General features: G+C 62.8%; 30 protein-coding genes and 1 pseudogene. 11 read left to right on the plus strand and 20 right to left on the minus strand.

What is annotated here, in order from left to right; translation table 11 throughout:
• Positions 1-41 precede the first annotated feature (41 nt).
• The 4 genes and pseudogenes from EN885_RS24250 to EN885_RS24265 all read left to right on the plus strand — a co-directional run bounded on the left by EN885_RS24250 (position 42) and on the right by EN885_RS24265 (position 2,095).
• Positions 42-338 carry a YciI-like protein gene (locus EN885_RS24250; protein ID WP_095484932.1) on the plus strand — a complete coding sequence of 99 codons (297 nt, stop codon included), beginning with the start codon at positions 42-44 and terminating at the stop codon, positions 336-338.
• Between the two features lie 126 nt (positions 339-464).
• Positions 465-890 (plus strand): EVE domain-containing protein, encoded by a 426-nt coding sequence (locus EN885_RS24255; RefSeq protein WP_095484931.1) that lies wholly within the window; start codon positions 465-467, stop codon positions 888-890.
• Complete coding sequence (locus EN885_RS24260; protein WP_206616846.1) at positions 845-1,543, plus strand: methyltransferase; 699 nt, start codon at positions 845-847, stop codon at positions 1,541-1,543. Before EN885_RS24255 ends, EN885_RS24260 begins: the two co-directional genes overlap by 46 nt.
• 134 nt (positions 1,544-1,677) lie before the next feature.
• Positions 1,678-2,095, plus strand: a pseudogene (locus EN885_RS24265) (DUF1761 domain-containing protein).
• 15 nt (positions 2,096-2,110) lie between these two features.
• Here EN885_RS24265 and gcvA read toward each other — a convergent pair.
• On the minus strand, positions 2,111-3,031 hold the full coding sequence (gene gcvA, locus EN885_RS24270) for a transcriptional regulator GcvA (protein WP_128243977.1): 921 nt from the start codon (positions 3,029-3,031) through the stop codon (positions 2,111-2,113).
• 164 nt (positions 3,032-3,195) lie between these two features.
• On the opposite strand from gcvA, the gene EN885_RS24275 reads away from it, so the two are divergent.
• Complete coding sequence (locus EN885_RS24275) at positions 3,196-3,450, plus strand: hypothetical protein (RefSeq protein WP_126104366.1); 255 nt, start codon at positions 3,196-3,198, stop codon at positions 3,448-3,450.
• Positions 3,451-3,558: 108 nt separating this feature from the next.
• On the opposite strand, the gene EN885_RS24280 is transcribed toward EN885_RS24275, so the two are convergent.
• The gene (locus EN885_RS24280; protein WP_245458137.1) at positions 3,559-4,092 is read right to left on the minus strand and encodes a L,D-transpeptidase; all 534 of its coding nucleotides are present in this window, start codon (positions 4,090-4,092) and stop codon (positions 3,559-3,561) included.
• 147 nt (positions 4,093-4,239) lie between these two features.
• Here EN885_RS24280 and EN885_RS24285 point away from each other — a divergent pair, with 147 nt between their 5' ends.
• Both EN885_RS24285 and EN885_RS24290 read left to right on the plus strand, forming a co-directional pair.
• Positions 4,240-4,923, plus strand: coding sequence for a response regulator transcription factor (locus EN885_RS24285; RefSeq protein WP_029349304.1), 684 nt, complete (start codon positions 4,240-4,242; stop codon positions 4,921-4,923).
• Between the two features lie 230 nt (positions 4,924-5,153).
• Positions 5,154-5,609, plus strand: coding sequence for a cyclic nucleotide-binding domain-containing protein (locus EN885_RS24290; protein WP_128243978.1), 456 nt, complete (start codon positions 5,154-5,156; stop codon positions 5,607-5,609).
• Positions 5,610-5,682: 73 nt separating this feature from the next.
• Here EN885_RS24290 and EN885_RS24295 read toward each other — a convergent pair whose 3' ends face one another.
• From EN885_RS24295 to tesB, 6 genes are all read right to left on the minus strand, one after another.
• A complete protein-coding gene (locus EN885_RS24295; protein ID WP_127205857.1) occupies positions 5,683-6,489 on the minus strand; it encodes an exodeoxyribonuclease III in 807 nt (268 codons plus the stop codon).
• 288 nt (positions 6,490-6,777) lie between these two features.
• Positions 6,778-7,461 (minus strand): outer membrane lipoprotein carrier protein LolA, encoded by a 684-nt coding sequence (locus EN885_RS24300; protein WP_128243979.1) that lies wholly within the window; start codon positions 7,459-7,461, stop codon positions 6,778-6,780.
• A gap of 166 nt (positions 7,462-7,627) precedes the next feature.
• Complete coding sequence (locus tag EN885_RS24305; protein ID WP_128243980.1) at positions 7,628-10,273, minus strand: DNA translocase FtsK; 2,646 nt, start codon at positions 10,271-10,273, stop codon at positions 7,628-7,630.
• Between the two features lie 258 nt (positions 10,274-10,531).
• Positions 10,532-11,959 carry an ammonium transporter gene (locus tag EN885_RS24310; protein ID WP_128243981.1) on the minus strand — a complete coding sequence of 476 codons (1,428 nt, stop codon included), beginning with the start codon at positions 11,957-11,959 and terminating at the stop codon, positions 10,532-10,534.
• A gap of 31 nt (positions 11,960-11,990) precedes the next feature.
• Complete coding sequence (locus EN885_RS24315) at positions 11,991-12,329, minus strand: P-II family nitrogen regulator (protein WP_073985197.1); 339 nt, start codon at positions 12,327-12,329, stop codon at positions 11,991-11,993.
• 219 nt (positions 12,330-12,548) lie between these two features.
• Positions 12,549-13,424, minus strand: coding sequence for an acyl-CoA thioesterase II (tesB, locus tag EN885_RS24320; protein WP_127295022.1), 876 nt, complete (start codon positions 13,422-13,424; stop codon positions 12,549-12,551).
• A 120-nt stretch (positions 13,425-13,544) separates the two neighbouring features.
• Between tesB and EN885_RS24325 the strand changes: the two genes are divergently transcribed.
• Positions 13,545-14,807 (plus strand): ubiquinone biosynthesis hydroxylase, encoded by a 1,263-nt coding sequence (locus EN885_RS24325; RefSeq protein WP_128243982.1) that lies wholly within the window; start codon positions 13,545-13,547, stop codon positions 14,805-14,807.
• Positions 14,808-14,853: 46 nt separating this feature from the next.
• On the opposite strand, the gene EN885_RS24330 is transcribed toward EN885_RS24325, so the two are convergent.
• The 3 genes from EN885_RS24330 to EN885_RS24340 all read right to left on the minus strand — a co-directional run bounded on the left by EN885_RS24330 (position 14,854) and on the right by EN885_RS24340 (position 16,076).
• The gene (locus EN885_RS24330) at positions 14,854-15,381 is read right to left on the minus strand and encodes a hypothetical protein (RefSeq protein WP_095484919.1); all 528 of its coding nucleotides are present in this window, start codon (positions 15,379-15,381) and stop codon (positions 14,854-14,856) included.
• Positions 15,382-15,498: 117 nt separating this feature from the next.
• Complete coding sequence (locus EN885_RS24335) at positions 15,499-15,855, minus strand: YciI family protein (protein ID WP_128243983.1); 357 nt, start codon at positions 15,853-15,855, stop codon at positions 15,499-15,501.
• Complete coding sequence (locus EN885_RS24340; RefSeq protein ID WP_095485119.1) at positions 15,852-16,076, minus strand: hypothetical protein; 225 nt, start codon at positions 16,074-16,076, stop codon at positions 15,852-15,854. The genes EN885_RS24335 and EN885_RS24340 overlap by 4 nt, the downstream gene beginning before the upstream one ends.
• Before the next feature lie 224 nt (positions 16,077-16,300).
• On the opposite strand from EN885_RS24340, the gene EN885_RS24345 reads away from it, so the two are divergent.
• Positions 16,301-16,726, plus strand: coding sequence for an OsmC family protein (locus EN885_RS24345; RefSeq protein ID WP_095485118.1), 426 nt, complete (start codon positions 16,301-16,303; stop codon positions 16,724-16,726).
• 310 nt (positions 16,727-17,036) lie between these two features.
• Here the strand turns inward: EN885_RS24345 and EN885_RS24355 are convergent, their stop codons facing one another.
• The 7 genes from EN885_RS24355 to EN885_RS24390 form a co-directional block, all read right to left on the minus strand.
• Positions 17,037-17,681, minus strand: a complete 645-nt coding sequence (locus EN885_RS24355) for a DUF480 domain-containing protein (RefSeq protein WP_128243984.1) — start codon at positions 17,679-17,681, stop codon at positions 17,037-17,039.
• Positions 17,682-17,919: 238 nt separating this feature from the next.
• The gene (locus tag EN885_RS24365; RefSeq protein ID WP_126104356.1) at positions 17,920-18,699 is read right to left on the minus strand and encodes a succinate dehydrogenase iron-sulfur subunit; all 780 of its coding nucleotides are present in this window, start codon (positions 18,697-18,699) and stop codon (positions 17,920-17,922) included.
• Positions 18,699-19,133, minus strand: a complete 435-nt coding sequence (locus tag EN885_RS24370; protein ID WP_128243986.1) for a DUF3052 family protein — start codon at positions 19,131-19,133, stop codon at positions 18,699-18,701. The genes EN885_RS24365 and EN885_RS24370 overlap by 1 nt, the downstream gene beginning before the upstream one ends.
• Before the next feature lie 2 nt (positions 19,134-19,135).
• On the minus strand, positions 19,136-20,974 hold the full coding sequence (gene sdhA / locus EN885_RS24375; protein WP_128243987.1) for a succinate dehydrogenase flavoprotein subunit: 1,839 nt from the start codon (positions 20,972-20,974) through the stop codon (positions 19,136-19,138).
• A 4-nt stretch (positions 20,975-20,978) separates the two neighbouring features.
• Complete coding sequence (gene sdhD, locus EN885_RS24380; protein ID WP_095484915.1) at positions 20,979-21,374, minus strand: succinate dehydrogenase, hydrophobic membrane anchor protein; 396 nt, start codon at positions 21,372-21,374, stop codon at positions 20,979-20,981.
• Positions 21,375-21,376: 2 nt separating this feature from the next.
• Positions 21,377-21,796: a succinate dehydrogenase, cytochrome b556 subunit gene (gene sdhC / locus EN885_RS24385; RefSeq protein WP_126104353.1), complete on the minus strand. Its 420-nt coding sequence runs from the start codon at positions 21,794-21,796 to the stop codon at positions 21,377-21,379.
• A 226-nt stretch (positions 21,797-22,022) separates the two neighbouring features.
• A complete protein-coding gene (locus EN885_RS24390) occupies positions 22,023-22,367 on the minus strand; it encodes a hypothetical protein (RefSeq protein ID WP_128243988.1) in 345 nt (114 codons plus the stop codon).
• A gap of 231 nt (positions 22,368-22,598) precedes the next feature.
• On the opposite strand from EN885_RS24390, the gene EN885_RS24395 reads away from it, so the two are divergent.
• On the plus strand, positions 22,599-22,949 hold the full coding sequence (locus EN885_RS24395; protein ID WP_095485116.1) for a hypothetical protein: 351 nt from the start codon (positions 22,599-22,601) through the stop codon (positions 22,947-22,949).
• On the opposite strand, the gene EN885_RS24400 is transcribed toward EN885_RS24395, so the two are convergent.
• Positions 22,933-24,144, minus strand: a complete 1,212-nt coding sequence (locus tag EN885_RS24400; RefSeq protein ID WP_128243989.1) for a GGDEF domain-containing protein — start codon at positions 24,142-24,144, stop codon at positions 22,933-22,935. The two genes, EN885_RS24395 and EN885_RS24400, sit on opposite strands and share 17 nt — an antisense overlap.
• A gap of 76 nt (positions 24,145-24,220) precedes the next feature.
• Positions 24,221-25,432 carry a GGDEF domain-containing protein gene (locus EN885_RS24405; RefSeq protein ID WP_128243990.1) on the minus strand — a complete coding sequence of 404 codons (1,212 nt, stop codon included), beginning with the start codon at positions 25,430-25,432 and terminating at the stop codon, positions 24,221-24,223.
• A 157-nt stretch (positions 25,433-25,589) separates the two neighbouring features.
• Between EN885_RS24405 and EN885_RS24410 the strand changes: the two genes are divergently transcribed.
• Entirely contained in the window at positions 25,590-25,901 is a 312-nt protein-coding gene (locus EN885_RS24410) for a hypothetical protein (RefSeq protein WP_095484910.1), read from the plus strand.
• Positions 25,902-25,925: the final 24 nt, after the last annotated feature.

The following is a 25,925-nucleotide window of genomic DNA, read 5'->3' on the forward strand; positions in this document are numbered from 1 at the left end:
GGGCCGATGCGATAAATCTCGAACAATCCGGAGATCGAAAAATGCTGTTTGCGTTGATTTGCAAGGACAAGCCTGAAAACCTGCAGGTGCGGCTCGATACGCGGCCCGAGCATATTGCCTTCCTGGAAGGATTGAACGGCGAGAAGAAGCTGGCCTTCGCCGGTCCGTTCCTCGACGCCGACGGCAAGCCGAACGGCAGCCTCGTCGTGGTCGAGGCGCCCGATCTGGCCGCGGCAGAGGCCCTGTCGGCGGCAGACCCCTACGCCAAGGCCGGGCTGTTCGAAAGCGTCGAAATCAGGCAATGGAACTGGACCTTCAACAAGCCGGCGAGCGCATGACCCCGAAAATCGGAATCGATTTTCGCTGGGGATCATGCGCAAATCAAAGTGCTGCAGCGTCCTTTGCGCGTCTGAGAGACGCGCGGGGCTGTAGCTGATTTCCAGCCTTCAGGAGGAGCAAAAACGATGAACTACTGGCTGTTCAAATCGGAACCCTCGGTCTTCTCCTTTGAAGCGCTGAAGGCGAAGGGCAAGGCCGGCACGCAATGGGACGGCGTGCGCAACTATGCGGCGCGCAACAACATGAAGGCGATGCAGATCGGCGATCTCGGCTTCTTCTACCATTCCAATGACGGGCTCGACGTGGTCGGCATCGCCGAGGTCTGCGGGCTGGCCCATCAGGACAGCACTACCGACGATCCGCGTTGGGAATGCGTTGATATCCGTGCCGTCAAGGATATGCCGAAGCCGGTGACGCTGGAACAGGTCAAGGCCAATCCCAAGCTTGCCGAGATGGCACTGGTCCGGCTCGGACGGCTTTCCGTGCAGCCGGTGACGCCGGCCGAATGGAAAGAGGTCTGCCGCATGGGCGACCTGACGCCGGCTCCGTGACGGCACTGACGCCAAACAGTGCGAAAAACTTCATCCTCGACAACACGACGCTGATGGCGCCGCCGCATGTGCCGGAGATCCTGCTGCATCTGGCCGACGAGGCGCATGATCTGTGGCAGCGGACCGAGGACGAACTGGCCGAAATCGGCCTGCCCCCGCCCTTCTGGGCCTTTGCCTGGGCCGGCGGCCAAGGCCTTGCCCGCTACATCCTCGACAATCCGTCTGATGTGCACGGCAAGCGCGTGCTCGACTTCGCCTCCGGTTCCGGCCTTGTCGCCATTGCGGCAGTGAAGGCCGGCGCGGCAGAGGTGATCGCCGCCGACATCGACCCGTTCTGCGCGACCGCGATCCGCCTCAATGCCGAGGCCAATGGCGTCGGGATAACGTTCCTCGGCTCGGATTGCATCGGAACCAATGCGGGCTGGGATGTGGTTCTGGCCGGCGACGTCTTCTACGACAGATCCTTTGCCGACAGGCTGATGCCGTGGTTCGCAACACTGAAGTCGCGCGGCGCCGACATTCTCGTTGGCGATCCCGGCCGCTCCTATCTGCCGAAGACCGGGTTGGAACCGCTTGCCGTCTACGAAGTGGCGGTGACCCGGGCGCTGGAGGATTCCCTGGTCAAGCGCACGACCGTCTGGCGCTTTGCTTGACGACACGGCCGAACGGGCGTTCCATCACGCATCGATTTTGAGAATACGCATGTCGTTGTCCCAAAACCGCTGGGCACCCTCGGGTCAGGCCCGAGGGCAGGCTTTTGGGCGACATGCTTCCGGGGAGGGAAATCATGGATTTTTCAGCAGTGAACTGGCTGGCGGTGATCATCGCCGCCGTAGTGGCGTGGTTGTTCGGCGCTGCCTGGTACATGGGCTTGAGCAAGCCCTGGCTCAAGGCCGCCAAGCTTGATCCGGCGACCATGAGCAAATCGCCGTTGCCCTTCGTCATCAGCTTCATCGCGGAAATTGTCATGGCGCTCGTCATGTCCCTGGTCATCGGAGCGATGACCGGCGGCGAACCGAGCCTCGTTGCCGGGCTGGTCTTCGGCTTCGTCCTCTGGCTGGGATTCGTCGCCACGACGCTTTCCGTCAATCCATCGTTACGAAGGTTTCGGCTGGGACCTGACCATCATAGACTGCGGCCACTGGCTTGGCGTGCTGCTCATCATTGGCGCGGTGATCGGCTGGTTTGGAGCAGCGGCGGCTTGAGCTAAGGATCGATCGTCAGATCGGCGTCTTCGCGACTTCGTCGAGAAGCCATTCGCGAAAGGCGACGATGCGCGGGTCGTGCGCCGCGCTTTTTGGATAGACCAGGAAATAGGCAAATTCGGGCGCAACCTTGATGCCCAGCTCAAACGGTCGCACCAGCCTGCCCTCGGAAAGGTCGTTTGCCACCATGGCGAAATCGGCGAGCGCGACGGCATTGCCGTCGAGCGCAGCCTGAACGACATCTGAAGACGTGCCGAAGACCATCGTTCGGCTGTCGTCGAAATCGTCGACGCCCGCCGCTGCCATCCACATGCGCCAATTCGGCCATGTCACACCCTGGCGCGCCCACTCGATGTGGGCAAGCGTGTGGTGAAACAGGTCGCGCGGCTCCTTCAGCGGCGGCCCCGCCCGCAGCAACGCCGGACTGCAGACAGGAATGATGACGTTTTCGAACAGCCGGTCGGCGCAAAGTCCCGGATACTTCCCGGCGCCGAAGCGGATGCCGATATCGACATCGTCGAGGTCGAAGTCGCGCACCTCATAACTAATGTCGAAACGGAGCTCGATGTCGGGCTGATGCTTGCGAAACCCGTCGACGCGCCGCATCAGCCATTTTGTCGCGAACTGTGCGTCGAGGGTCACTTTCAGCAGCGCCGTTCCACGCGCCATCTTGTGCGCCCGTGAGACGGCTCGGCCAAGCAGGTCGAGCGCGTCGGTCGCGGCCTCGAACAGCACCGCGCCCGCTTCGGTCAGCCGGATGGTGCGGCTGGTGCGCGTGAACAGCACGATGCCGAGCTGATCCTCGATTTCCTTGATCTGGTGGCTGACCGCGGCCGGCGTCAGGCCGAGCTCGTCTGCGGCGCGGGTGAAATTGAGGTGCCGGGCCGCTGCTTCCAGCGTCCTCAGTGCACGGGTTCCAGGCAGCAGGCGCGCCATCAGCGCGGAATGATTTTTGGCAGGATCATTGCCCTTGATCCACAAATTAAACTTGATGATCTGGAAAAAACTACTCGTTTCCCTCTTAGATTTCAATCGGGCATGATGTGACCATCGATAAACTATCAAACCGGATTTGATGTCCGGATGGAACGGATCACGTCATGTCACACATTGCTTTGAAGTCTCCGGCTGCCGGACCAACCTGGCTGCGCGCGGCAGTTGAATGGTTCCATCACGCGAGAATCGCGATCAACCTCCCGCAAGAGCCCGGCCTGCCGCGTGAAAATGTCGAGGACCTCTCGGACCGCCAACTGCGCGACATCGGCGCCGAGCGGAAGGATGTCGCCCGCGCCATGGACCAGGAACTAGGCCGGCTCGGCCTGCTCGACATCGGCTGGCAGAAGCCGAAACGGTAGGGGGGTAGGGGAGTAAGGCAATAGGGCAGTAGGGAAAAGTGAGGCGGCGCGAACGCGCATATCGGCTGACAACTTCCTACTCCCCTATTCCCCTATTCCCCTACTCCCCTATCGTACCACTCTCATCACCGTCCGGTCCGACAGCAGCGGCAACAGCCGGGCCATCGTGCGTGCCGTCACCGCGACGCAGCCTTGCGTCGGCGTGAAGCCGGGGCGCGCCAGGTGGAAGAAGATCGCGCTGCCGCGCCCGCGGCGGCGCGGCGCAATGTTCCAGTCCAGCACCAGGCAGGCGTCATAAAGCCGGTCGGCGCGCAGCATCCGCTCGTGGCTGGCGCCATAGGGAATCCTGACCGGGCGGTTATAGTTGCGGTCCTCAGGCACCTCGCACCAGCCGAGATCTGAGCCGATCGGCGCCATCGCCAGCCGGGTTTTGCGGCCCTCGGAAAAATGATCGTTACGGAAATATCCCGACAGGATCCGCATCGAGCCAAGTGGCGTGGCGCCGTCGCCTTCGCGCTTGCCGGCCGATATGCCGCCGCGTCCCAGCGCACATAAAAACACCAGTTTGCCAGCCTGCAGGAACCCCTGGCTGGCGTGGCCGGGCCTTGCGCGCACCGTGAGAACACGGAGCCCTTTTCGCAAAAATGCGCTCGCCTCATTGCACGCGCGTTTTTTCTTGTATGATCGTGCCACGGAACAAATCACTGTGATCGGCTGTTGTGCCGGTCAGCTTCCGCATAAACAGGCAGCGGTCAACTGAATTTTCTTTTCAAAACAACGGATTGATCCATGACTTCACGCACCATTCTGATCGTCGATGACGATGACGACCTGCGCGGCACGCTCGTCGAGCAATTGTCTCTCTATGAGGAATTCGACGTCCTGCAGGAATCAACCGCCGCCAAAGGCGTCGCCACGGCCCGCGGCGGCCTCATCGATCTGCTCATCATGGATGTCGGCCTGCCCGACATGGATGGCCGGGAGGCGGTGAAGATACTGCGCAAGGGCGGCTACAAGTCGCCCATCATCATGCTGACTGGACACGACACCGATTCCGACACGATTCTCGGCCTCGAAGCCGGCGCCAACGACTATGTGACCAAGCCGTTCCGCTTCGCGGTTCTCTTAGCCCGCATTCGTGCGCAGCTTCGCCAGCATGAGCAGAGCGAAGACGCCACCTTTTCGGTCGGCCCGTACACTTTCAAGCCCAGCCAGAAGCTTCTGATCGACCAGCGCGGCGCCAAGGTGCGGCTGACCGAAAAGGAGGCCTCGATCATCAAGTATCTCTACCGCGCCGACCAGAAGGTGGTGACGCGCGACGTGCTGCTCGAGGAAGTGTGGGGCTACAATTCCGGCGTCACCACGCACACGCTGGAAACCCATGTCTATCGGCTGCGCCAGAAGATCGAGCGCGATCCTTCCAATGCGGAAATTCTTGTGACAGAAAGCGGCGGCTACAAGCTGGTTCCTTAAACATTTAATTATCCAATGAGCGGTCGGGGCGGGGCCGCTTTCGGGCACGATCCTGAGACTGGAGGTGGTTCTGGATCGGACTCGCTGATGCATCGGCCCAAAAATCGGAATCGATTTTTTGGAAAGCACGGTGCGTCGATTTCAAGCGTTTAGAGCGTCCTTTGCGCGCCCAAAGGGACGCTCGGCGCCCTAAGGGAGGGATTGGACTGACCGTTCGGGGACATAGCTAGATGGCGTTGGATGACGACATCCGCATCCTGTCCACCGTGAGGCTCTTCGAGGGCTTCACGGACGAACAGTTGCGTCTGCTCGCCTTTGGCGCGGAAACCACAAGGCTGCAGGCCGACCACAAGCTTTACCGCGAGGACGACGAGGCCGATTGCGCCTATATCGTGGTCAGCGGGCGCATCGTGCTGTATCGCGAGCAGAATGGCGACCGCGTCCCGATAGGCACGGCCGGCCCCGGCACGACGCTCAGCGAACTGGCGCTGATCGCCGACACCAACCGGCTGACCAGCGCATCCGCCGAGATCGATTCGGAAGTGCTGCGGCTCAGCCGCAAGATGTTCCGCCGCATCCTGGAGGAATATCCCGATATCGCGGTCCATCTGCACCAGCGCATTTCCGAGGATTTTCAGGCAATGATCCGCCGCATCGAAGAGCTGGCGTCGCGCTTCGAGAGCTGAGCGGGCAACGGTAATACGGAACTTCTGAAACGCCGGCGGGACAGAGGGGACGCGCTACAGGCGGCAGTCCGCACTACTCTAAATCGAACCGGGCGATCACCGGCACATGGTCCGACGGCCGTTCCCAGCCGCGCGCCAGCCGCAGGATCTCATAGCCGGCAAAGCTCGGCACCAGATTGGGCGACGACCAGACATGGTCGAGCCGCCGGCCGCGATCCGACGCTTCCCAGTCCTGCGCGCGATAGCTCCACCAGGTGTAGAGCTTCTGCTCATAAGGCACGTTGAGCCGCATCAGGTCGACCCAGTCGCCGGCGAGCCGCATCGCCTCGAAATTTTCTGTCTCGACCGGCGTATGGCTGACCACTTTCAAGAGCTGCTTGTGCGACCAGACATCGTGCTCGAGCGGCGCGATGTTGAGGTCGCCGACCAGGATCGAGCCGGAGACCTCGTCATGCTCAGCGCGGATGGCGTTCATTTCGGCGACGAAATCCAGCTTGTGCCTGAATTTGCGGTTGATCTCCGGGTCGGGCTCGTCGCCGCCAGCCGGAACGTAGAAATTGTGCAGCAGGATCGCCTTGCCGCCGGCCCGGACGGTGACCGACAGATGCCGGCAATCCTCGATCTCGCAGAAGCGGCGCTTTTCGACGATCTCGATCGGCCGCCGGGCCACCGTCGCCACGCCGTGATAGCCCTTCTGGCCGTGGAAGGCGATGTGCTCGTAGCCGAGCTTGCGGAACGCCTTCTCGGGGAACAATTCGTCCGGAACTTTGGTTTCCTGCAGGCAGAGCACATCTGGTGCCTGTTCTCTAAGCAGGCGTTCGACGATCGGCATGCGCAGGCGGACGGAATTGATGTTCCAAGTGGCGATGGAAAAGGGCATGCACAGGATCCGGGGCAGCACATGGCCGCCAGAGGCAAACGCCTTTGGCGAGTCATGCGCCCATGAGAGAGTCGGGCCAGAACCTGCCAGCCGCGAGCCTCAAAAACAAGCCGGGCCGCGCTCGAAGCGCTGCCCGGGCTGGCACCAGGGTTCGCTGAGATTCAGGTCAGGCCGAGTCGAGAATGGCGGATTCCGAGAACCGGAGCGGAGCGTACTTAAAGTACGTGAGCACCGGAAGCGCAGGAAACCGCCGTTCGCAGGCCGGCCTCACCTGAATAACAGCGGACCCTACCGCGACTTGGTGTTCAGTTCCCGGTTAGCCGTATAGTCGATGGCAAAAGTGTCGGGGGCAAAACTTACGCCTTCCCTGACGTTGAAGATCATCACCGTCGTGTCCTTGCCTTGCGCGTCGGTGATCGTCCACTGGCGCAATTCGTAGGATTTCGGATCGAACATCATGGTGATCTTCGAGCTGCCGAACACGGATTTGTCGGCAAGCTGGATGGTGGTGACGTCGTTCTCTTCCTTGACGCTTTTGACGCGGCCGCCGGAGAGGTCGATCTTGGTGTCGAGGAGCAGCTTGAGCGGCGTCTTCGACAACGGGTAGAGATCGGACGTTTTCAGCCGCTTGTTGAGGATGACCACCGACCTGCCGTCGGAAATCACCCTGAAATTCGACGTCCCGTCATAGTTGAAGCGGATCTTGCCCGGCCGTTCCAGAAAGAACTTGCCGCCGGTCTGCTCGCCCTTGGGTCCGAACTGCACGAACTCGCCGGCCATCGATTTGACCGAGGAAAAATGGTCGGCGATCTTCTGCGCGGTGGGTGGCACCGCCGCTTGCGCCGACGCCAGCAACTGGACCCCGGGCACGACATTGACGGCCGCAGCACCTGCCAGGACTAGGCCGAGGCCAAGCAACTGGCGGCGGGTCGGGGCAAAATCGCTGATCGTGGCGAAAGAAGAGTTTTTCATGCCGGTCACTCTCGTCTGGTTTATCTGTTGTCGCAGTGTTTGGCCCCCCAGTTGGGCTTAAGTTTGGCGGGCGAACAGCGCTTGGTCGTTGCAACGCGCCAAAAGGTTCAAGGTTGCTGCCCGTCAAGGTTGTGGCGGGCAGGTCTGCCGGTTGTTGCCGGCCTGATCAGAACTTGTCGTCCTCCGTCGGCACCAGAATCTCGCGTTTTCCGGCATGGTTGGCCGGGCCGACAATGCCTTCCTTCTCCATCTTCTCGATGATCGAGGCGGCGCGGTTGTAGCCGATGCCGAGCCTGCGCTGGATGTAGCTGGTCGAGGCCTTGCCGTCGCGCAGCACCACCGAAACCGCCTGATCGTAGGGATCGTCGGAATCCTCGAAATTGCCGCTGCCACCGCCGCCGGAGCTACCTTTGCCCGACGGCTCGTCTTCCTCGTCGTCATCCTCGGTGATGGCGTCGAGATATTCCGGCACGCCCTGCAGCTTCAGATGCGCGACGATCTTCTCGACCTCGTCATCGGAAACGAAGGGACCGTGGACGCGCTGGATGCGGCCGCCACCGGCCATGTAAAGCATGTCGCCCATGCCGAGCAGCTGTTCGGCGCCCTGCTCGCCCAGGATGGTGCGGCTGTCGATCTTCGACGTCACCTGGAAGGAAATGCGGGTCGGGAAGTTGGCCTTGATCGTGCCGGTGATGACGTCGACCGACGGCCGCTGTGTCGCCATGATGACGTGGATGCCGGCGGCACGCGCCATCTGCGCCAGGCGCTGCACTGCGCCTTCGATGTCCTTGCCGGCGACCATCATCAGGTCGGCCATCTCATCGATGATGACGACGATGTAGGGCATCGGCTCGAGATCGAGGTTTTCCGTCTCATAAATGGCTTCGCCGGTCTGCCGGTCGAAACCGGTCTGCACGGTGCGCGAGATCTTCTCGCCTTTCTTCTCCGCCTGCTGCACCCGCGCATTGAAACCGTCGATGTTGCGGACGCCGACCTTCGACATCTTGCGGTAGCGGTCCTCCATCTCGCGCACGGTCCATTTCAGCGCCACCACCGCCTTCTTCGGGTCGGTGACGACAGGCGTCAAAAGATGCGGGATGCCGTCATAGACCGAGAGCTCCAGCATTTTCGGATCGATCATGATCAGTCGGCAGTCCTGAGGCGTCAGCCGGTAGAGCAGCGACAGGATCATGGTGTTGATGGCGACCGACTTGCCCGAACCGGTGGTGCCGGCGACCAGCACGTGCGGCATCTTGGCGATGTCGACGATGACCGCTTCGCCATTGATGGTCTTGCCGAGCGCCAGTGCCAGCTTGGCTTTGGTGGTCTCGAAATCGCGGCTGGCCATGATCTCCCTGAGATAGACGGTCTCGCGCTTGGCGTTCGGCAGCTCGATGCCGATGGCGTTGCGGCCGGGCACCACGGCGACGCGGCAGGCGATCGCGCTCATCGAGCGGGCGATGTCGTCGGACAGGCCGATGACCCGCGACGATTTGATGCCGGGCGCCGGCTCCAGCTCATAAAGCGTGACGACCGGACCGGGACGGACATGGATGATCTCGCCCTTGACGCCGAAATCCTCCAGCACGCCCTCGAGCAGGCGGGCATTCTGCTCCAGCGCGTCCTTGGACAGGCTGGCGTCGCGCACGACGTTCTTCGGCTCGGACAGGAAATGCAGCGACGGCATTTCGAATGTTTCGGAGCCGATCAGCGACGTCTGCGCTTCGCGCTGGACACGAGCGCCCGGAACGGGCCGGGGCGCCGGCGCCTCGACGCGTGTGGCCGCATCGGAGCGGAACGGCTGCACCTTCGCATTGGGCGCGGCGCGGCGCTGGCCCGCGGGCTCCGGCGCAAAATCCATGTCGTCGTCCTCATCGGCGTCGTCGGGATCGAGCGAGGCACTGCGGTCGTTGACCAGGGCGGCGAAGAATTCCGGCTCGACGCGGGCGCGGCCATCCGGGCTCATCCGCGCTTCGGCGAACTCGGCCGATTCGACCCTCTCGGCAGCGCGGCGCCAGGCGCTGGCGCGCGGTTCCATCTCCGGTTCGAAATCGTCGCGTTCCCGGCGGCGAGCGGCGCGGCGGCGGAGATAGGCGCGCAACGACAGCCACCAATGGGTGATCGCGCCAAGCGCCAGAATGCCCTCGTCGCCTTCATCCTCGTCATTGTCGAAAAGCAGGTCGTCCTGATCCCGGGAATCAGGTGCGGCCTGTTGCTCGAGGACGGCGAAACCGTTCTTGCGTGCAATCAGCGCCGAGCCATAGGCAAACAGCCACAGTGCCGGCGCCGCCAGAAGCACGGCGAGCACGCTGGCGATGAGACCGGTCGGGTAGCCGCCGACGAAGAAACTGGGAATGTTGAGCACCATGTCGCCGAACACGCCGCCGAGACCGGTCGGCAGCGGCCAGGTCTTGGGCGGCACCACGCAGCCGGCCATGGCCGCGGCAAGCACCGCGTAGCCGAACCAGGCGAGCCCGCGCTTCGGCAGCCTGTCGACGCCGCGCGCCGAAAACAGCAGAAATCCCCAGACCACTGCCGGCACCAGCGCCGCGACCGCGGCAAGGCCGAAGAACTGCATGGCAAGGTCGGAGAAGACAGCGCCCACATAGCCCATGGCGTTGGTGACGATGTTATCGGTGGCGTGGGAGAAGCTTGGGTCGGCTACGTTCCAGGTGGCGAGGCTGGCGATACCGAAGGCGACCAGCGCAAACAGGCCGGCGCCGACCAGCCGGCCGACCTGCCGCCGCGCGAATGCCCCGATGCCGTGCCCCGTATCGGCCAGCGCGAGCGGTGCTGAAGCCCCTGAACGCATGCTCTTCCCCGTCTGTCATTGCCCGGCCGGACGCGTGCGCGCAGCTCGGCAGATTCGGGCACCAGACTATCGGCGGGAAGGTTAAGGCAGCATTAACTATAAGGGATTGGGGGAAGTATCTTGCGGCGGGTATCTGGCACGGCATCTGCGCGCAAAAAAGAGGCCCGGAAACGTTCCGGGCCTCAATGCGTGAGCCCTTCTGGAGCGTCACGACGGGATGGGAGGATGCGGGGCGGCCAAGGCCGCCCTAGACAAGGCTTACGGGTGATAGGCCGCTTCGCCGTGCGAGGTGAGGTCGAGCCCTTCACGTTCTGCATCGGCTGTCGGACGCAGGCCCACGATCATATCGACGATCTTGTAGAGGATCGCGCTGCCGATACCCGACCACAGGACGGTTACCAGGACACCCTTGAACTGCGACCACAGCTGGGTGGCCGTGCCGGCATAGCCGGCGGCGAAGTCGGCTGTCGAATAATCGACGACGCCGGCGCCGCCAAGGGCGGGATTGACCAGGATGCCGGTGCCGAGCGCGCCGATGATGCCGCCGATGCAGTGGATGCCGAAGACATCAAGGCTATCGTCGTAGCCGAACTTGTTCTTCACGACCGAGACGAAGAAGTAGCAGACGCAGGTGGCGACGATGCCGAGCACGATGACGCCCATCGGTCCGGCAAAACCGGCAGCGGGCGTGACGGCGACAAGGCCGGTAACAGCGCCAGAAACCGCGCCGAGCATGGACGCTTTGCCGCGGAGCAGCGTTTCAAGCACGATCCAGGTCACGGCCGCCGCCGCTGTGGCGACGAAGGTGTTGACCATCGCCAGCACCGCGTAGGCGTTGGCTTCGAGGTTCGAACCGGCGTTGAAACCGAACCAGCCGACCCACAGCAGCGAAGCGCCGACCATGGTCAACGTCATCGAGTGCGGCGCCATGACGTCCTTGTTGTAGCCGATGCGCTTGCCGACCATCAGCGCGCCGACAAGGCCGGCGATGCCCGCATTGATGTGAACGACGGTGCCGCCGGCGAAGTCGATGGCGCCGAAGCTGAAGATGAGCCCTGACGGGTCGCTATAAGCGCTCGGGCCACCCCAGAACCAGACCATATGCGCGATCGGGAAGTAGACGAACGTGACCCAGAGGATGGTGAAAAGGATCACGGCGGAGAACTTGATGCGTTCGGCGAAGGCGCCGACGATCAGGGCGGGGGTGATGCAGGCGAAGCTCATCTGGAAGATGACGAACACCAGCTCAGGAATGGCGACGCCCTTGGTGAAGGTTTCCGACAGCGTCGTCACGTCGACGCCGGCGAGAAACATCTTGGAAAGGCCGCCGATGAAGGCATTGCCGGGGGTGAAGGCAAGGCTGTAGCCGTAGAAAACCCAGACGATCATGACCACGCTGGTGATGGTGAAAACCTGCATCAGCACCGACAGCATATTCTTGGCGCGAACCAGGCCGCCGTAGAAAAGGGCAAGGCCGGGAATGGTCATCAACAGCACCAGAATGGTGGAAATCATCATCCAAGTCGTGTCGCCCTTGTCGACGGTAAAGGCCGGCACCGGTGGCGCTGCCGGTGCGGCCGGAGCTGCTTCCTGCGCAAATGCGGCAATCGTGCCTAAGGCTCCAAGTGTGAACGCGCCCAGCAGCGCGGTGCGCGCCGCGGACTTCAAAGTAGAAGGAATATTCATTGAACTCTCCATTGGAATACGTGTCCGCAGCTCAAAGCGCGTCGGTGTCTGTTTCGCCGGTGCGAATGCGCACCGCCTGGTCGATGCCGAAAACGAAGATCTTGCCGTCGCCGATCTGTCCGGTCTTGGCCGCCGCTGTGATGGCTTCGACGGCCTTGTCGACCATGTCCACGCCGACCGCGACTTCGATCTTGATCTTCGGTAGGAAGCTGACCGCGTATTCCGCCCCGCGATAGATTTCCGTGTGTCCCTTCTGACGCCCGTAGCCTTTGACTTCGGTGACGGTCAGGCCCTGGATGCCGACTGCGGTGAGCGCTTCGCGCACCTCGTCGAGCTTGAACGGCTTGATGATTGCCATCACGATTTTCATAAGGTTTCACCCTTTGCTGTTGCGGGTCCCCGCGTTTGCACGACTTCGCCGATCCCCATGAGAGCCGGAGAGTGCCCGCTAGGATTCAAGCTCCGTGCCAATTGCCGAAGCAGGGGGTTAACCTCTTGTTAAATAAGGAATTGGGGAAGGTTTGTCGGCTGACTGTTCATAGTCGCGGCAGCACAGCTGATTAAAAAGTAGGCAATTTTGCAAAATTGCCTATTCGGCAGGCGGCCGCTTCAGCCTGATGAGGCCTTCCTGGGCAACCGAGGCGATCAGCGTGCCGTCGCGGGCAAACAGCGACCCGCGGGTGAACCCCCGCGACCCTTGCGTCGACGGGCTGTCCTGCGTGTAGAGCATCCAGTCGTCGAGCGGATGGCTGCGGTGAAACCACATGGCGTGATCGAGGCTCGCCGCCTGGATGTCGCTGTCGAAAATGGCGCGGCCATGCGCAAAGGTCGAGGTGTCAAGCAGCGTCATATCGGAAAGATAAGCAAGCACGGCCGCCTGCGTGGCGCGATCGGCCGGAACCGGACCGGTCGTGCGGATCCAGATGTTCTGCTTCGGCTCCAGCTTTTCCCGGCTGGTGTAATGCTCCAGCATCACCGGTTTCATCTCGATCGGCCGGTCACGCTCCCAGTAGCGCCTGATGCCGTCTGGGACGGCCTCGCCGAACTTGCCGATCAATTCGCGCTGCGACAGCAATGTGTCGGGCGCCGGCACGTCCTGCGGCATCGGCACCTGATGCTCGAGCCCGACTTCGTCCTGCTGGAACGAGGCTTCCAGCGAAAAGATCGCCTGGCCGTGCTGGACCGCCACGACACGCCGCGTGGTGAAGGAGCCGCCATCGCGGATGCGGTCGACCTGGTAGATGATCGGCACCTTGGTGTCGCCGGGCCGCATGAAATAGCCATGCAGCGAATGCACGTGGCGTTCGGGCTCCACCGTTCGCTGGGCGGCGACCAGCGCCTGGGCGATGGTCTGGCCGCCGAAGATACGCTGCCAGTCGAGCTTGGGGCTGCGACCACGGTACAGGTTGTGTTCCAGCTGCTCGAGGTCGAGAATGCTGAGAAGCTCGTCCATGGCCGCCGTCATGTTTCGCGCCCTGCGTTTTGATTTCGAACTTCGTCCAGCCGCAGAAGTGTTATGGCGGTTTCCGACAGGAATGACGGGCAGTCAAGGCCGGAAAGAAATTTGGCCGGAAAGGAATTTGCCATGGTGGACCGCAAGGCGGATGCAAAAAACCGAACTTCGCTCGACATTCTGGTTGCCGGCGCCGGCTACGTCGGCCTTGCCGCCGCCGTGTCGTTGAAACAGGCGCGGCCGAGCCTCGCCGTCGCTGTCGTCGACGCCGCGCCCGCCGGCGTCTGGCAAAAGGACGGCCGCGCCTCGGCCATCGCCGCTGCCGCTTGCCGCATGCTCGACCAGCTCGGCGTCTGGGCCGAAATCGCGCCGGAGGCGCAGGCGATCACCGAAATGATCGTCACCGATTCGCGCACTTCCGATCCGGTGCGCCCGGTGTTTCTCACCTTCGATGGCGAAGTCGCACCCGGCGAAGCCTTTGCGCATATGGTCGCCAACAGGGATTTGAACGGCGCCTTGCGCCGGCGCGCTGAAAAACTCGGCATCGACATCATCGAAGGCGTCGCAGTCAGTGCCTTCGACGTCAACGGCGCCGGTATCACCGTGCATCTTGCCGACGGCGCGACGCTGAAGGCGCGACTTCTGATCGCTGCCGACGGCGTCAACTCGAAGCTGCGCGACATGGCCGGCATCAAGACGGTGAAATGGGAGTATGGCCAGTCCGGCATCGTCTGCACCGTCGCGCATGAGCGGCCCCACAGTGGCCGCGCCGAGGAGCATTTTTTGCCAGCCGGCCCCTTCGCCACGCTGCCGCTCAAGCCGGACAAGGACGGGACCAACCGCTCGTCGATCGTCTGGGTCGAGCGCTCGGAAGATGCCGAAAAACTGGTCGCCGGCGACGATCTCGTCTTCGAGCATGAGCTGGAACAGCGCTTTGGCCTAAAGCTCGGCGAAATCCATGTCGCCGACAAGCCACGCGCTTGGCCGCTCGGCCTGACGCTTGCCCGCGCCTTCGTCGCGCCGCGTATTGCGCTCGCCGGCGACGCCGCCCATGGCATCCATCCAATCGCCGGCCAGGGCCTCAATCTCGGCTTCAAGGACGTGGCGGCACTGGCTGAAGTGGTGGTCGAGGCCGACCGGCTCGGCCAGGATATTGGCGCGCTCGACGTTCTCGAACGCTACCAGCAGTGGCGGCGCTTCGACACGCTGCAAATGGGCATCACCACCGATGTCCTGAACCGGCTGTTTTCCAATGACATCGGCCCGCTGCGCGCCGTCCGCGACGTCGGCCTCGGCCTCGTCGAACGCATGCCGCGGCTGAAGGATTTCTTTATCCGCCAGGCGTCCGGACTGTCCGGCGACACACCGAAACTGCTCAAGGGCGAGGCGATCTAGCGCCCGGAAGGGGCGGCAAACCATATTGAGCATCAGGCAATTTCGTTCAGTTGACTTCGAAGCCCAGCTTCTGGCGCAGCCGCAGCATCCGCTGATCGGATATCTGCAGGGGCTGCTCACCAGCCTGCGCTGCGCGGTTCATCATCTGCAGCAAATCGTTTCGCTCAGTCACATCCAGGCGCTCGCGCAGAAATGGCGCCAGCTTGTCGATGACGATCGTGGCATCGTCGATCTGTGACGCCGCCCATTTGGCATAGACCACGGCCTCATCGGTCTTCTTCTCGTCCGCAATCTCCGAAATCACCGATCGAATGGCAGCTTCGCGCTGCGGCAGGACAGGGCCGTTCTCGGAGACGATGGCAGTGATCAGCGTCGCGGCCGCCACGACCGGATCGTCGATCGCCGTCAGCGGTGAGAGCGCCGCCTGGTTACGCAGTCTCTTGCGCCGAATGTTCCCTTGCACACGCCCGACGACGTCCGCGACCTCGCGCGCCGCATCGTTCATAGCCTTCATCCGGTACCACCAGAATGCTGCCGCGCCCAACACGCCAAGGATAGCAATCAAGAACGGCATGCAGAAATCCCCCAACCGCAGCGACGATAGGAGAAGTGCTGTCCCGCTTCAACACGCAAAAGTTGCGCCCGCAGAAGAATCCGGGTCAGGGCGGCACCGCCGGGAGCAGATGGTTGTCTAGGACCCCGGCACCTCGTAGATCGCCCTGACCTCGATCGTGCCGATTTCCGCCAGCGGAATGCCGCCGGCAATCTCCAGCGCCTCGTCGATGTCCCCGGCCTCGATCATGACGAAGCCGAGCAATTGCTCCTTGGTCTCGGCGAAAGGGCCATCGGTGATCAGCCGCTTGCCCTTGCGCCGGCGCACGGTCTTTGAGGTCTTCACCGATTGCAGCGCCTGCGCGATGATCAGCCTGCCTTGCTGATCCAATGACCTGTCATAGGCCAGCGAATCGGCGTCGAGCTTTGCCGATCCCTCCGGAGTGAGCGCGTAGAGGTCTTTTTCCTCACCGTAGACCAGCAGGACATATTTCATTTCCAGCTCCCTTGTGGTGACGAACCATAGGATGCGGCCACGGCGTCAGCGGCGCCTTTGCGTGCCGCCATGTGATCGAGAACGCTTGCCGCGACCCCGATGATGGCAACCGCCGCCAGAAGCCGGCCGAAACCGGAAGGCGGCGGATGTAGCCCGTAATCTTCCCGTCGTTTGGGCTTGCGGCCCGAGCCCTTCCACAGTGCAAAAAACAAGCCATCCATGTGAACCTCCATCCGGCCGCGAAATCCGTGACCGCCCGCAGGACGGTCGAGGCCGATGGAAGTCGACATTCTTGCACGTGTTTTTTTTCAAGAAAAATTCAGCCGCCGCCGCCAATTTTGCGCGACTGCGCAAAGAGCGCGGTGGTCTTCGCCCGCGCCCGCGCTATAGTCTTGAAGAACGCTGGCGCCGGGCCGGCGCAATCCGGACAATCAAGGAGAATTTCATGGACCGCACCGCAAACGCCGTCTGGAAAGGCAATCTGAAGGAGGGCAAGGGCACGCTCGACACCCAGAGCGGGACCCTGAAGGGCACGCCCTATTCGTTCAAGGCACGTTTCGAGGACGAGAGCGGCAAGTCCGGCACCAATCCGGAGGAGCTGATCGCGGCGGCGCATGCCGGCTGCTTCGCCATGCAGTTCTCTCACTTCCTGGCCGAGAACGGCACCCCCGCCGACGAACTCGACGCCAAGGCGGTGGTGACGCTGATTCCTGGCACGGGGATCACAGGCAGCGCTCTCACGGTGGTCGGCAAGGTGCCGGGCATCGATGCCGCCAAGTTCAAGGAGTTGGCCGAACAGGCCAAGGCCGGGTGTCCGGTATCGAAGGCGCTCGGCGCCATAAACGTGTCGCTCGACGCCAAGCTCGGCTGAGCGGCCGCTTCCCACATGTGACCGTCTCCTCCAGCTTGAGTTGGAGACCATCAATTGTTGACGTCGGCTCCGCCCCTCATTGCCCTGCCGGGCATTTCTCCCCGTATAGTGACGGGGAGAAAGAGGCGGGCCGCAGCCGCGGCGCCCTTCTTGCAACGCTGACTGTGTGGCGAAACCGTCGATCAGAGCGTCCCTCTCCCCGTCACTATACGGGGAGAGGTCGCCGGCAGGCGGGTGAGGGGCAGCGCCAACGCCTCGAAGGTAAGTGTGAGGGCAAATTCAATCTGGAAACACAATTGAGCCTACTGCGCTACTGTCCTTCGCCAGTCAGCGCGTCGATGCGTGCGCGCAGCGTCGCGACCTCCTCCTCGAGAGCTTGCATTCGCGCCTCGAGATCGGAGGCTGACGAGGTGGCTGATTGCGCCGGACGTGAGGCGACGGCTGCAATCTGCGGCACTCCGCTCAAGAGATGCACATAGCGGTCCTCACGCTGGCCGGGTCCACGATCGATCTGCTGAACGAGCGGCGGCTTGCGGCCGATCAACAGGTCGAGATTGCTGCGAAGCTCGTCGATGGAGGGTAACCGCGCCATGCGCTCGCTCCGCGCCAGCAATTCATGAGCGGTCTGCGGACCGCGCAGCAACAGCAGGCCAAGCAGCGCGATCTGCGCCGAGGTCAGCGAAAAGCGCTGCGCGACGATATGTTCGTGGCGCTCGACGCGCGAGGCAAAGACCTGCCTGACCAGGCCCTTGTGCTCCAGTTGGCCAAGCGCTCGTCTTACTTCGCCAAGCTCGACCGACATCACCGGCTCGCGCGCCGTCTTCTGGTTGGCAGCGGCAAGTGCTGCATTGAGCGTCAGCGGGTAGATATCAGGTGTCAGCTCCTTCTTTTCGATCAGACAACCGAGCACGCGCGCTTCGACGGGAGAAAGGATGGGAAGGTCAGAATCAGTCATAGATCGGCTATCCTTTTGAAGCTGGCGGGACAGCGCCCCCCTCTGTCCTGCCGGACATCTCCCCCACTTGGGGGGAGATTGACAGCTTCAGCGCTCTGCTCACTTCTGCAACGCTGATGATTGGCGAAAGTCGGCGTGACGGCCGATCTCCCCCCTCGTGGGGGAGATGTCCGGCAGGACAGAGGGGGGCGCGAAGGATCGCTACAGACGACACGATCTCGACGGCACCCATCCGCAGCTACACCCTTCTCTCCACCATCATCTTCTTGATCTCGGCGATCGCCTTGGCCGGGTTGAGCCCCTTGGGGCAGGTCTGGGCGCAGTTCATGATGGTGTGGCAGCGATAGAGCCGGAACGGGTCTTCGAGATTGTCGAGCCGTTCGCCCGTGGCCTCGTCCCGGGAATCGATCAGCCAGCGATAGGCCTGAAGCAGTGTTGCCGGCCCGAGATAGCGGTCGCCGTTCCACCAGTAGCTCGGACAGGAGGTCGAGCAGCAGGCGCAAAGGATGCACTCGTAGAGCCCGTCGAGCTTTTCGCGGTCCTCATGGCTCTGCAGCCATTCCTTGGCCGGCTCGGGCGACACCGTCTTGAGCCACGGTTCGATCGAAGCGTGCTGGGCGTAGAAATTGGTAAGGTCCGGCACCAGATCCTTGACCACCTGCATATGCGGCAGCGGATAGACCTTGATCGCGCCGGAAATGTCGTCACAGCCCTTGGTGCAGGCGAGCGTGTTGGAGCCGTCGATGTTCATGGCGCAGGAGCCGCAAATGCCTTCGCGGCAGGAGCGGCGCAAGGTCAGCGTCGGGTCGATCTTGTTCTTGATCCAGAGCAGCGCGTCGAGCACCATCGGACCGCAATCGTCCATATCGACGAAATAGGTGTCCATGCGCGGGTTTTCGTCATCGTCCGGCGACCAGCGGTAGATGCGGTATTCGCGCAGATTGGTTGCGCCCTCCGGCTTCGGCCAGGTTTTTCCGGCCTTGATCTTCGAGTTTTTCGGAAGCGTCAGTTCGACCATTACCGCAGGCCCTTTCGGATGACGAGCTTCAGCCCGGACCAGATATCGTTCACGGCGGCGACCTTGACGTCGACAAGGTCGAGCTTCAGCGCCTCGGCGCGGATGACGTCCTCGGTGACGTCGGTCGGCACTTTCGACGCCTTCTTCGGCCAGGAGACCCAAACCATGCCGTCGCGCTTGATCGCCATCTCGACATCGCTCAGGCAACCCTCGATCTCGGCGCGCTGCCGGGTGAAGGCATGGATGGCATCGTATTTCTGGGCACCTGAAATCTTCGACCAGTCCGGCAGCCGGTCGACGTGGGCGAAGTCGACGGCTTCGGCCAGATCGTCGAGTTCCGCCGGCAGCGCGATAAAGGCGACTGTCATCCTGTCCTTCAGGCCGAGCTTGGCCGGAAGGGGGGTGCCGGAATATCCTGAGACCGCCAGCGCCATCGTCAATACACCCTGGCCTTCGGCGCGATCTTGGCCGGGTTGATGCCGCCGTCTGCTTCCTTGAGCAGCGTATCAGTGTGCACCGGCCGGTAGGTGAGCGTCACCTTGCCGGCCTCGCTGAGCCGGGCCAGCGTATGCTTGCGCCAGTTCGCGTCGTCGCGCGCCGAAAAGTCCTCCCGCGCATGTGCGCCACGGCTCTCCTTGCGCGCTTCGGCGCCGTAGACAGTGGTGATGGCGTTGGCCATCAGGTTTTCCAGCTCCAGCGTTTCGACCAGGTCGGAGTTCCAGATCATCGAGCGGTCGAACACTTTTACGTCCTTGAGCTCGCCCCAGATCTGCGAAATGCGCTTGCAGCCGCTTTCCAGCGATTCCTGCGTGCGGAACACCGCCGCATCGTCCTGCATCGCCTTCTGCATCTTTTCGCGCAAGACCGCCGTCGGCGTCGAGCCGTTGGCATGACGCAGCCGGTCGAAGCGATCCATGATCTTTTCGACCGAGGCTTCGTTGGGCGACGGGATCGCCGCGTTGCGGTCGATAACCTGGCCGGCCCGGATCGCCGCCGCGCGGCCGAACACCACCAGATCGATCAGCGAGTTCGAGCCCAGCCGGTTGGCGCCATGGACAGAGGCGCAGCCGGCCTCGCCGACCGCCATCAGCCCGGGCGACACCTGGTCCGGGTTCAAGGCAGTGGGGTTGAGCACCTCGCCCCAGTAATTGGTCGGCACGCCGCCCATATTGTAGTGCACCGTCGGCAGCACCGGGATCGGCTCCTTGGTCAGGTCGACGCCGGCAAAGATTTTTGCCGATTCCGAAATACCCGGAAGTCTCTCATGCAAAACGGCCGGATCAAGGTGGTCGAGATGGAGAAAAATATGGTCCTTCTTCGGTCCAACGCCGCGGCCTTCGCGGATCTCCAGCGTCATGCAGCGCGAGACGACGTCGCGCGAGGCAAGGTCCTTGGCCGATGGCGCATAGCGCTCCATGAAGCGCTCACCCTCGGAGTTGACGAGATAGCCGCCCTCGCCGCGCGCGCCTTCGGTGATCAGGCAGCCGGCGCCGTAGATGCCGGTCGGATGGAACTGCACGAACTCCATGTCCTGCAGCGCCAGCCCGGCCCGCGCTGCCATGCCGCCGCCGTCGCCGGTGCAGGTATGCGCCGAGGTCGCCGAGAAATAGGCGCGGCCATAGCCGCCGGTCGCCAGCACCACCATTTTTGCCGAAAACCGATGGATGGTGCCGTCGTCGAGGTTCCAGGCAACGACGCCGGTGCAGGTGCCGTCCGGCTCCATGATCAGGTCGAGCGCGAAATACTCGATGAAGAACTGCGCGTTGTGCTTCAGCGACTGGCCGTAGAGCGTGTGCAGCATGGCGTGGCCGGTGCGGTCGGCGGCGGCACAGGTGCGCTGCACCGGCGGCCCCTCGCCGAAATTCATCATCATGCCGCCAAACGGCCGCTGGTAGATTTTCCCGTCCTCCGTGCGGCTGAAGGGGACGCCGTAATGCTCAAGCTCGTAGACCGCCGCCGGCGCCTCGCGCACCATGTATTCCTGTGCGTCGGTGTCACCGAGCCAATCCGAACCCTTGACCGTATCGAAGAGATGCCACTGCCAGTTGTCGGGGCCCATATTCGCGAGCGAGGCGGCGATGCCGCCCTGCGCTGCCACCGTATGCGATCGCGTCGGGAACACCTTGGTGATGCAGGCGGTGCGCAGGCCCTGTTCGGCCATGCCGAGCGTGGCGCGCAGGCCGGCGCCGCCGGCGCCGACGACCACCACGTCGAACTTGTGGTCGACATAGGTATAGGCGGACGCCGTGTTGGCGTTTTTCGCGTCCTTGGCCAAAATTTCAGCCTCCAAATGCCAGTTTGAGCAGGGCGAAGATCGAGGCGACGCCGACCACGACGGGAAAGAATGTGTTGAGCGCGAGCAGCGCCAGCCTCATGCCCTCGCCATGGACATAGTCCTCGATGATCGCCTGCATGCCGAGCCGCATATGATAAAGCCCGGACAAGAGCACCAGGGCCAGGACCAGCGCCACGAACGGGTTGGCAAGTGCGGCGCGCACCTCCACATAGCCGGCGCCGTTCAACGCGATCAGGAAGCCTACGAAGAACAGGATCAGCGGGATGTTGGCGATCGCCGTCAGGCGCTGGCGCCAGAAATGCTCCGTGCCCTCGCGGGCGGAGCCGAGGCCGCGGACCTTCGCCAGCGGCGTGCGCATGTCGGTGTTGTGGTGGCTCACGATCAGGCTCCCCGCGCCATATAGCCGGCGACCCAGATCAGCAGCGTCAGCACGATCGAGCCGGCCAGCGTCGCCCAGGCGATCCTGGAGGCCGTGTCCTTTTCAAGACCTGCCCCGGTGTCCCAGATCAGATGCCGCACGCCGCCCAGCATGTGGTGCATCAGCGCCCAGGTATAGCCGAACAGCACCAGCCGCCCCAGCCACGAGCCGAAGGCCCAGTTGACGGCATCGAAGGTGGATTGCGAGCTCGCCGCCGCCATCAGCCACAGGGCGACCAGCAGCGTCCCGAAATAGAGCGCCCCGCCGGTGATGCGATGGATGATCGACATCGTCATCGTGATCGGCGGCCGGTAGACGGTCAGATGCGGCGAAAGCGGCCGTTCACGTCTGGCAAATTCGCGGGTGGCTGGTGATTTGCTCATGGCTCCCCCAGTTCGGCGTCTCTGGAGCCCCAGGTGGAAATGCGGCGTTACCGCTTCCAGTTGCGACTTCGGACAGCCGGTTTCTAATGCTCTTTTTGCACCGCGTCAAAGCCAGAAAACCGTTTCGAAAACGTAATTTAGTCTGACAAAAGGGGCGGTCTTTGCTTCAATCGATTAGGGCGCGACCCAAAGCCGGCGCAATGTTCGCTGCAGTGCGGTAAACTGATTAACGCTTACAGGTCAGCGGCGTCTTACCGCCCTTCATCACCAGCGCATCGCGCCCGTCGATCACGATTGCGTCATGCGCCTCGCCGAAGCGGCTGCTTTGATTGGCCGGCGAGGCAGGCAGGTCCTCGCTGGCGCCGTCTGGGCCAAGCACGCGCACCGATGTGCCGAGGTTTTCGATGGTGATCCTGGTGCCATCGGCGCAATTGTAGGTAGCGGTGCGCGGCTGCGGTGCCGTCAAATCGGTCGTGCCGGCCTTCGGCGCATTGGTCTGCGACACGCAGGCAGCAGTGATCAGCAATGAAAAAAGGGCAAGCGTCACCCGAAACGTCCGGCGTAACGCCATATGCTGTCTCCCTACGCATCAAACCAGCCGCGATGCTTGCCAAGATCACCCGACACCGGGCGCGATGGTGCGGGCAAGCATGGCCGAAAGATGACCGCGGCCGCCCAGGCGCCGGATATTAACCATGTTTGCCGAGACCTGACGGCTAGCAGGGCTAGCCTCTTAACAAAGGTTAATAAAAGGTTAATTTCCGAGTCAGAGGAAGTTCGCCTCTGACAAATGGAGGACGCCATGCGTTCGAACTCAGGCAGATCGCGCCTTTCGGCGCTCATCTTGATGGCGGTGGCCATCGGCTTCGCAGCACCGGCACTCGCCGGGACGCGCGACCGCGTCTACGCCGATTCCTTCGGAAATCTGGTCATCGAGAGCGCCGCCGGCTACAAGCGCATCCTCGTTGGCGAGGGCAACCTGGCCAAGGAACTGTCGGACTACACCGGCGCCGGCCAGCCCAAAATCTATGAAAACGAAGCGGATGACGTCAGCAGCCGCGACTGCTACAGGCCGCCGGTTTTCGTGAAGGGCCGCAGTTACATGTATGGCCTTTCCGACGGCGAGATGCCCGAACTCAGCCCCTGCCGCTGATTCTGTCAGGCGTTGCCACCGGGGTCTGCAGGGCTGGCCCTAACGAGATACTCACGCGATCGCGTCCGCCGCGCTTGGCCTGGTAGAGCGCGTCGTCCGCACGCCGCATGAGATCAGCGAAACCCTCGCCCGGTTGAAGCTCTGCAACGCCGAAGCTGGCGGTGCAGCGATGGTCCGCCGGCAGGCAGTCGATCGGCAAGGCACCGAAAGCGCTGCGCGTCCCTTCGGCGAGGAGCCGCGCAGCGGCGAGGTTGGTCCCCGGCAGTATGATCGCGAACTCTTCTCCGCCGATGCGGCCGGCGACGTGATGGTCGGCGGCGGCGTCACGCAGGAAGCCAGCAAAGGTCCCGATGACCCGGTCACCGGACGCATGGCCGAAACTATCGTTGACGCTCTTGAAATGATCGAGGTCGGCGATGACCAGGGCGACCGGAACGCCCTTGCGCACGGCGTCGCGCATCGCGAGCTCCGCGTGACGTTCGAAGCCGCCCCGGTTGAACAACCTTGAAAGCGTGTCCGTCTCCGACTTCGACGTCGCCTCGGCGAGCACATCGCGGACCAGGATGATCAGAACAAGAAGCGCGATTGCCATGGCGAACACAGTGCCAAGCGATTGCGACACCAGAGCGTAGTCGCTCCGCATATAGGCCTGCGGATTGACGCCCCAGCCACCCAGAGCATGGGCGATGAACGGCTTGCTCACGAATTGCAGGGCGCTGGCCGCCAGCACAGCCATGAGCACACGGTCGAGCCGGTCGCATTTTTGCCTGGACGACCAGACGATGCCGAGGCCGACGAACTGCATGGCCGCATAGGGGAGCTGGTAGGCCATCATGCGGGCGAGCGACTGGCGTGGCAGATCCTGCACGAAATACACTGCGACGGTGGCCGCAAGCAGAAAGAGAAGCATCGGACGCCAAGGCGTCGCCACGCCGTATTTATGGGCGAGCCCAGCATTGAAGACGATGGTGGCGCCGAGGAAAACGGCGAAAGCCGTGACGACCGCAGGTCGCGCATTGTCGAAGACCGGAATGCTGAATTCGACGATGTAATAGCCCATGCCGAGCAGATAGCCGAGGGCAAGCCAGCGTGCCGACACACGCCCTACATCGTAGAACGCGATCGTCATGAAGGCTGCGGCCAGCAGGCCGGCAACGAACAGGTTGATTGCAAGGATGAAGCCTGCGCCGCCCATGTGATTTTCGCACTCCCTGCGAAAGCAAATCACGGACGGGCGAAAAAGACGTTAATGCGAGCCCAAGCGCGTATAATCAGCCGGCTTTGAGCGGTTCCACGACGGATACCGATTCCGGCTGTTCATAGGCCGACCGTTCATAAGATAGCCGCACGCTGTCGCGGCCATTCCTTTTGGCTTTGTAGAGCGCCTCGTCGGCGCGGCGCATCAGCGGCTCAAGTCCTTCGTCGCCGGTGCGAGCCGTCACACCGAAGCTCGCGGTCACTCGTGTGCCGGGCGGAAGCCCGTCGACGCTGCCCGCCGAATAGAGCGTGCGAATGGCTTCGGCAAACAGCCTTGCCGCGCCGAGGTCGCTCAGCGGCAAAAGCACGGCGAACTCCTCGCCACCGATACGGCCGGCGACGCCGCCCGTGCCGGCAGCCGATAGAAGCTTGGCGGCGAAGTCGGCGATCACGCGATCGCCCGCCGCATGCCCGTGAAGGTCGTTGAGCGCCTTGAAATGATCGAGGTCGGCGAGCACCAGCGCGACCGGCATTTTGGCGGTGGCGCAGTGAAGCAGGAGAAGCCTGGCGCGCTCCTCGAAGCCGCGGCGGTTGAGCAGGCCCGACAGCGGATCGGTATACGCCTCGGCCTTCAGCGCCTTCATCACATCGAGCGCCGCCGCGCAGAACAGGCAAAGCGCGATGAGCAGCGACAGCAGCGCATGCGACAGCAACGCCGTCGTCCAGTAGGACGAGGCGTAAAAGCCGTCATAGCTTGTGAAGGGTCCGTGCGCGATGATGACGGCCAGTGTCCGCACGAAGAAATTCAGGCCGGAAAGCAGCGACAGCACGAACAGGATCATTTCGGTCGGACCCCTGCCGCGCACCGGGCGCAGTTCGGCCGCCACAAGCAGGCTGAGGCCGCCGAAGCCGAAATTCATCGCCAGGATCCGCCAAGTGAGGTCTGGCTGAACGAACAGGAACCAGCAGAATGCGGTCAGGCCGCCGCCCGCCAGAACGCCGATCCCGACATAGGGCACGCGCCGCCCATAGCGCGCCACGATCGCGCTGCAGAGGCAGCAGGCGGCAAAGGTGAAGCATGTATTGGAGAGCAGCTTGGTCGGCGCCATGCCGACGGGCAGGGTGAAGTACTGCAACAGGAACCCGGCCGCCGAGAGCGAGTAGCTGGCGGCGAGCACGGCCAGATAGGGGCGGTGGCGCTGGTAGAACCACAGCACGAGAAACACCGCGCCGAGCGCAAGCGCGATCGTCGGATTGAGCAACGCTACCAGCAAACCGGTGTCCAAAGGACCGTGACCCCCACGCTTCCGTGAGGGAAGACCCTAGAGCGGAAGCCCCAACAAGCGGTTAAGCAGTCGAATATGCGCGGGGTCGTCCATGAAACTGCGCGGAACTTGAAACCGCGATCGGCGTTTTCCAGCAGCAATCGATGGAGACGCTTTCATGGCCGATACGATCATGCTGACCGATCACGAGGCAATTCGCTCATGGGTCGCGGCGCGCGCCGGATTTCCGGCAATCGTCGACGTGTCGCCCGAAACGGGAACGCAAGCCATGCTGAGGCTGGTCTTCGGCCAGCACGCTTATCAGGACCAGGATCTGGGCGAACGTCCGGTCAATGCGGGCGGCTACGAGCTGGTCGAATGGGACGAATGGTTCAAGCTCTTCGACGAACGTCAGCTGGCACTCGTAGTCGCTGCGGAGCAACCCGGCCGGCGTGAGCAATTCCATGAGTTCGTAAGGCGCCCGGCGTGAAGAAAACCCGAACCGCATCGCGGT

The sequence above is a fragment of the Mesorhizobium sp. M6A.T.Cr.TU.014.01.1.1 genome, from assembly GCF_004022765.1.
GTDB classification, from domain to species: Bacteria; Pseudomonadota; Alphaproteobacteria; order Rhizobiales; family Rhizobiaceae; genus Mesorhizobium; species Mesorhizobium mediterraneum.